Here is a 3,537-nt window from a genome sequence, read left to right as displayed (position 1 = left end):
ATCCGCGAACGGTGCTCGCAAAGACACAAAAATATCCAGTTAGGTATAAACGAAAAAACACCACTCGTTCTTAAACGAGTGGTGTTAGAGCTTAGTCGGGCTTTTTAATGACTAAAATAAAGAGTGATTTGGAGGTGAGAATCTCACATTAGACGAAGATGCTTGGTAACAACATTCAAAATATTATTGGTATTAATAAAAAACCCGAGCCTATCCCGGGTTTTGATAAGTTATGAATATGCCATAATTGGCTGAAAACTATTCAATATTTTGAATTTGTTCTCTCATTTGTTCAATCAATACTTTTAACTCTACAGCGGCAGTAGTGATGTCACTATTGATAGACTTAGATGCTAGCGTGTTAGCTTCACGATTAAATTCTTGCATCATAAAATCTAGGCGGCGGCCGCATGCGCCACCTTTTTTAAGGATTTTTTTAGTTTCTTTAACGTGAGACTTTAAACGATCTAATTCTTCAGCTACATCTTGTTTTTGAGCAAGATAAATAAGTTCTTGTTCAAGGCGTGACTCGTCAATGTTTGCTGTTAAGTCTTCTAGCTTTTGAGCCAGTTTTTCACGCTGCCACTTAGCAATCTCAGGCATGTGCGTTTCTACAATTTCTACTTGCTCTAAAATCGCATCAAGGCGGATTGCTATCATTTCTTCAAGGTTTGCACCTTCATCGCCACGAGCTGATTTAAAATCTTCGATTACTTGATCAAGACCAGCAATTAGTGCTGTATTAACGCTATCCATATCAAGTTCTTCAGCTTCCATAACACCAGGCCAACGTAATATATCAACAGGATTAATGTCGCCATTACTTTGCTGTTGAACCCATTTCGCGCTATTTATAAGTTGCTCAGCAAGGGCTTGGTTAATTGATAGCTCACCAACATGGGCAGGATTTGCTACAAACTTTAAAAAAACCTCAACTTTACCGCGTTGTAAGTGTTTGCGTAAACGCTCACGAATAACTGGCTCCATGCCACGAAATTGCTCTGGTGCGCGAATAAATGTTTCAAGGTAACGCTGGTTCACTGAACGAACTTCCCAAGTGCCAGTTCCCCAATCGCCTTTTATTTCGCGACGCGCATAAGCTGTCATACTGTGGATCATGGATATTTTCCTAAATTTATAAATACAATATTACGATGATTATACCGTAACACCGCTTAAGCTCTAGGGAAAATTTAATACACTGAATATTTTGCATACAGCTATTTATTTAAATCAGCATGGTATCTATACCCACATACACTTATAATGTCGCAAATTCTGAATTAAGGGGATCGTCAATGCGTCCAAGCGAAAGAACACCTAACCAAATTAGACCTGTTACATTTACACGTAATTATACTTTGCATGCTGAAGGCTCAGTACTTGTTGAGTTTGGTAACACCAAAGTACTTTGTACAGCTACTGTCGAATCGGGCGTTCCTCGTTTCATGAAAGGTCAGGGTAAAGGTTGGATCAATGCTGAATACGGTATGTTACCGCGAGCAACGCATACGCGTAATGCTCGAGAAGCTGCACGTGGTAAGCAGGGCGGTCGTACTATGGAAATTCAACGTTTAATTGCACGTGCACTGCGTGCTGCTGTTGATTTAAAAGCACTTGGCGAAAACACAATCACTATCGACTGTGATGTAATTCAAGCAGATGGCGGTACACGTACTGCTTCTATAAGTGGTGCATGTGTTGCACTTGTTGATGCGCTAACGCATATGCGTGCCAAGGGTATGATTAATTCAAACCCACTTAAACATATGATTGCGGCTATTTCAGTAGGTATATACAAAGGCCAAGCAATTAGCGATTTAGAATATATTGAAGATTCAGCAGCAGAAACTGATATGAATGTAATTTTAACCGAAACAGGTAAAATTATAGAAATTCAAGGTACAGCCGAAGGCGAACCTTTCTCGTTTGATGAGCTAGATGAGTTACTTACTTTAGCTAAACATTCTATTCGTGAAATCATTGACGTACAAAAGCAAGCATTAGCATAAATAGGTAGGCCACTAGATATGAAAGATTATCAAAAAGAGTTTATAGAATTTGCTCTAGAGAAGCAGGTATTAAAATTTGGTGAGTTTACTTTAAAGTCTGGGCGCATAAGTCCTTACTTTTTTAATGCCGGTTTGTTTAATACAGGTCGTGACTTAGCACGTTTAGGTCGTTTTTATGCATCAGCATTAGAAGATTCATCGATAGAGTACGATGTACTATTTGGTCCCGCGTATAAGGGTATCCCAATCGCGACAACAACTGCAGTTGCATTAGCAGATCACCATGATAAAGATGTACCGTACTGTTTTAACCGTAAAGAGAAAAAAGCACACGGTGAAGGTGGTACATTGGTGGGTTCAGAACTCAATGGCAAAATAATGCTAGTTGATGATGTAATTACCGCAGGTACCGCTATTCGTGAGTCCATGGAAATTATTGCACAAAATGGTGCAGACCTTAGTGGTGTTTTAATTGCATTAGATCGCCAAGAAAAAGGTAAAGCCGAGTTATCAGCTATTCAAGAAGTTGAACGTGACTTTAATACCAAAGTAATTTCTATTGTAAAATTAGCAGACCTTATTAGCTACCTTGAAGTTCAAGGGACGATGGACGAACATTTAGCCTCAGTTAAAGCCTATCGTGATCAATACGGTGTAGCATAAATAAAAAGCCTCGCAGTGCGGGGCTTTATTTTGACCTTCATTCATAGAGTTTATTAATGAAAGATGTATTAAAACCAAACGGCTTAGGCCTCAAACGCGTTTTCAAAGCAACCTATTGCTCCTATCTTGGCTTTAAAGCAGCATTTAAAGAAGAAGCTGCATTTAGACAAGAACTATTACTAAGCCTTATATTATTCCCCACTTCATTTTGGCTTGCTTCATCATTATTACACTGGGCAATACTAATTAGCTCACTGCTTATTATTCTAATAGTTGAATTGCTAAACTCTGCCATTGAAGCATTAACAGATCGAGTAAGTACAGAATTGCATGTATTGTCAGGTAGAGCTAAAGATATGGGATCTGCAGCCGTAACACTTTCATTAACGATCGTATTGATCATATGGGGTGTAAGTCTTTATATGAAGATCGTTTAAGCTCACTTTTAATATTGGTGAAGTTTAAACACCTTTAGTTGTTAATAATTTGCTAGTTATGTTGTGTTTTTAACGTGTTTAGCTCAAATACTCAGCGAACAGTACATTATTTCAAGTTTTCTTCAAAAAAGGGTTGATCTGTTTTCGGATCTCCCTATAATGCGACCCCACTGAGACGGGAAACGCCAACGCATAGCGAGGCACGAACAACTCAGGGTGTTAAGTAAAACTTAGATTGAACCTTTTTAGAAAGTTTAAATTTAAGTGTTGACAAAAAAATAGGAAAGCGTAACATGCGCAGCCCTAGCGAGATAAAGTTTAGCTTTATAATCGCAACGTTCTTTAACAATATAAAGCAATCATCTGTGTGGGCACTCGTACAGATTGAGTTCTAACAGCCAAGCTACTTAGGTAGCGAGGCAAAC

4 protein-coding genes are annotated in these 3,537 nt (G+C 38.6%); 3 read left to right on the top strand and 1 reads right to left on the bottom strand.

Annotated elements, in window-relative coordinates; translation table 11 throughout:
• Positions 1-258: 258 nt before the first annotated feature.
• A complete protein-coding gene (locus tag GQR54_RS19350; protein WP_002958889.1) occupies positions 259-1,119 on the bottom strand; it encodes a YicC/YloC family endoribonuclease in 861 nt (286 codons plus the stop codon).
• A 179-nt stretch (positions 1,120-1,298) separates the two neighbouring features.
• Here GQR54_RS19350 and rph point away from each other — a divergent pair, with 179 nt between their 5' ends.
• From rph to GQR54_RS19335, 3 genes are read left to right on the top strand one after another with little or no spacing between them, the layout of a single operon-like run.
• Positions 1,299-2,012 carry a ribonuclease PH gene (rph, locus tag GQR54_RS19345; RefSeq protein WP_002958890.1) on the top strand — a complete coding sequence of 238 codons (714 nt, stop codon included), beginning with the start codon at positions 1,299-1,301 and terminating at the stop codon, positions 2,010-2,012.
• 18 nt (positions 2,013-2,030) lie between these two features.
• Complete coding sequence (gene pyrE / locus GQR54_RS19340; protein ID WP_166379692.1) at positions 2,031-2,675, top strand: orotate phosphoribosyltransferase; 645 nt, start codon at positions 2,031-2,033, stop codon at positions 2,673-2,675.
• 56 nt (positions 2,676-2,731) lie between these two features.
• A complete protein-coding gene (locus GQR54_RS19335) occupies positions 2,732-3,112 on the top strand; it encodes a diacylglycerol kinase (RefSeq protein ID WP_007583384.1) in 381 nt (126 codons plus the stop codon).
• The last annotated feature ends 425 nt before the right edge of the window (positions 3,113-3,537 follow it).

This window comes from Pseudoalteromonas sp. Z9A4 (assembly GCF_011378845.1).
In the GTDB taxonomy this organism is placed as follows: Bacteria; Pseudomonadota; Gammaproteobacteria; order Enterobacterales; family Alteromonadaceae; genus Pseudoalteromonas; species Pseudoalteromonas arctica.
The sequence above is the reverse complement of the archived record's forward strand: the minus strand, read 5'-3'. Positions and strand labels throughout refer to the sequence as shown.